General features: G+C 51.9%; 3 protein-coding genes. All 3 read right to left on the bottom strand.

Going from position 1 to position 3,130, the window contains the following annotated elements:
* Positions 1-660 (bottom strand): methionine ABC transporter permease (locus Q0095_RS06355; protein ID WP_297882418.1); only part of this gene is annotated, 660 nt, incomplete at its 3' end.
* A 259-nt stretch (positions 661-919) separates the two neighbouring features.
* On the bottom strand, positions 920-2,755 hold the full coding sequence (locus Q0095_RS06350) for a menaquinone biosynthesis decarboxylase (RefSeq protein WP_297882416.1): 1,836 nt from the start codon (positions 2,753-2,755) through the stop codon (positions 920-922).
* 9 nt (positions 2,756-2,764) lie between these two features.
* A partial coding sequence (locus Q0095_RS06345) for a DHH family phosphoesterase (protein WP_366806203.1) occupies positions 2,765-3,130 on the bottom strand: 366 nt, incomplete at its 5' end.

Below are 3,130 nucleotides of genomic sequence, written 5' to 3'. Positions count from 1 at the left end.
TTTATAGAGCAAATTTCCTATGCTTTGGATTATCTGCACGAGCACTATCAGGATCACGACGGTGTATGCCATTATGTCGGGGCGGAAGCGCTGAAAGCCATAGCGGATCGCCACGTCGCCGAGCCCGCCACCGCCGACAGTGCCCGCCATCGCCGTAAATCCGATGATGACGATGAGCGTCAGCGTAATCGCGCCGATGATGCTAGGAAGCGCCTCGACGAACATTACGCGGAAGATAATCTGCGTCTTGCTCGCTCCAAAGCTCTTCGCCGCCTCGATCACGCCGCTATCGACCTCTAGCAGCGCGCTTTCGATTAGGCGAGCGATAAAGGGCGCCGAGCCGATAGTAAGCGGCACGATCGCCGCGGTGGTGCCGATGCTCGTGCCGACAAGAAGCTTCGTAAGCGGAAAGAGCACGATCAGCAAAATTATAAACGGAAAGCTTCGCAGCGTGTTTATCACGACGTCCAGCACGGCGTAAACGATGCGGTTTTCGCACAGCCCGCCGCGGCGCGTAAGAATAAGCACGATCGCAAGCACGAGCCCCAGAATAAACGCCAAAGCCGTGCTTACGAAGGTCATATACAGCGTCTCCAGCGTCGCGTTTAGTAGCAGCTTCGGAATCACTCCGCTAAAAAAATTTTGTATCCACTCTATCATTTATGTCCTTTCATTTTATGCCCGTTTGCGCTATACCAGGCTTTTGCGCCGCTTTAAAAAATTTTTGAAATTTTAAAATTTACGCCGCAGCAAATTTTACGCCTTAAAATTTTAACCCTCGCGCAGCGGCAAATTTTATGAAATTTTACCGCTTCGAGCTCGTAAAATTAGATGAAATTCCCTCTAAATTTAACGCGCAACCTTAAAACCAAAGCTAAATTTTAAAATTTCAGATCCGTGCGAAATTTCGCCCCGCACTTCAAAAAATTTCAAATTTCTTAAATAGCTCGAGTTTGTCCTGCACGATGCCGCGCTCTATGAGGCTTGCTACGACTTCGCGGCTACAAAGCGTCTCCTGCGGCCACCGGCGCGTATAGCCCTCCCACTCGTGCTTGCTCGTAGCATCGATGCAGATGCGATCGTCCTGCGTCACAAACACGTCGCGCAGCGCATCGATGCTATTTACGACGCGCCAAACGCTCATATAGAGGTTGCTCGCGTCGTTTCTCGCATCTGTAAAAATCAAAATTTTAAAATACTCGCTAAATTTCAAAAGCCGCCGCCAGCTCCGCTCTACGAGCTCTTTTTTGTCTATGTTTATCAGCACGAGCGGGTTTTTCGTATCGCAAAAGTACTGCTTAAGCGCCAAAATAGCGGGCTCCTCGCTTTGAAATTTCGCTAGCAGCTCCTCGTCGCTTAAAATTTGCGGTGCCTGCGAGCTTAAATCCGCCGTCGCATCGATACCGAGCTTACCGCCGAAGCAGGAGTTCGGGCTTGCGTGATCTAGCTGATCGCACACCCCCTCGCTAAAAACGAGGCTGCGCGCGCCTATGCGGTTTAGGACGTACTTCGTAAACGCCTCGTACTCATCTAAGCTCGGCGCGTCCTGTGGCACGAAAACGGCGTGTTTTACGAAGCTCATCTGCCCCACGCCCCAAAACGCGTGCATGATCTGCTTAGCCGCAGCGGGGTAGCGCACGGCGATCTTAGCCAAAATCAAATTGTGAAATACGCCGTTTTCGGGCATTTTATAATCGATCAGATCGGGCGCGCTCGTGCGAAACAGCGGCAAAAAGATCCGCTCGGTCGCGTACCCCATAAATTTATCCTCAAGCGGCGGCTTGCCCACGACGGTAGCGTGAAATATGGGCGCGCGCTTGTGCGTGATCGCGCTAACCTCCATCACCGGGAATGGTTCTACCGGCGTGTAATATCCAGTGTGATCGCCGAAAGGCCCCTCCGGCTCGCTTACTGCGGGATCGACAAAGCCCTCGATCACGTAGTCCGCATCCGCGGGAACGTAAATTTCATTCGTAAGCGATTTTACGAGGCGAGCGGGGCTGCGGCGGATGAAGCCGTAAAGTAGCAGCTCAAAAATCCCCTTTGGCAGCGGCGCCTGACCGCACCAGATATAGAGCGGATCGCCGCCGATCGCCACGGATACGGGCATCTTGCGCCCAGCTTTGCGATATTCGTCGAAAAAACCAGCACCGTCCTTGTGTATCTGCCAATGCATCCCCAAGCGGTCGCGCCCGTAAATTTGCAGGCGATACATGCCGAGATTTTGCGTTTGCGAGTTCAGATCCTTCGTATAGACCTGCCCCATCGTGATAAACGCGCCGCCATCATTCTCCCAGGTCTTAAGCACAGGAAGCTCGCCAAGATCGACATCGGCGCTCAGATGCGCGACCTGCTGGCACTCTCCGCGACCACTAAGACGCTTTACAAAAATTTTACGCAGCGAGATTAAGTGCGCCAAGAAATCAAGCTTTTCGCCGAAGCTTTGCGGACGCTTCGGCTTTAGCAGGCCCTCAATCTCGGCGGCGATCTCGTCAGGTTCGCGACCGAGGATTAAATTTAACGCCTCGAAGGAGCCGAAAATATTGGTTAGCACCGGCGGCATCTGTTTGCCCTGCGCGTTTCGCACGTTCGTAAAAAGCAGCGCCTGCGAGTGCTCGCGCTTAACCTCGATATAGCTTGCGTGCGCTATCTCAAGCTCGGTGCCGATCTGCTCCTTCACCTCGCGCAATAGCCCCTTTTCGTAAAGCCTCTTTAGCCAAAAATTTCCGTTTAAAATTTCATTAAAGCTCTGCATCCGCTGCCTTTAAAAAAATAGATTTTTTTCTTGCGGTTTTTGATTTAGAAGCTGCAAGATCGCGCTCTTTTCCGCAAAAACCAGCGCGTAGTGAAACTCGGGCAGGCTTTTTAGCGCGCTTAGCTTATTGAAGCGAAAGTCGATCTTAACGCCGTCTAAGCGATCCTCCCAGCTAGCACAGACGATAATTTTTTCGCGGAATTTTGCCCGCAAGGCAAGCATCAGATAAAAAGTAACGCCCACACCGGCCAAATTTTTTGACGGGAAACCGCAATGCGCCAAATTCGGATTCACAATGGCATCGGCGTTCGGCAACGTTTCCGGTGGCAAGTGGTGATCGGTCACGATCACTTTCACACCCTGCGCCTTTAAAAA

It is taken from the genome of uncultured Campylobacter sp. (genome assembly GCF_938045535.1).
Classification (GTDB): Bacteria; Campylobacterota; Campylobacteria; order Campylobacterales; family Campylobacteraceae; genus Campylobacter_B.
The sequence above is the reverse complement of the archived record's forward strand: the minus strand, read 5'-3'. Positions and strand labels throughout refer to the sequence as shown.

Bases quoted from the DNA above. Each gene is read 5' to 3' on its own strand.
- Q0095_RS06350 (WP_297882416.1), bottom strand. From the start codon at position 2,755: ATGCAGAGCTTTAATGAAATTTTAAACGGAAATTTTTGGCTAAAGAGG.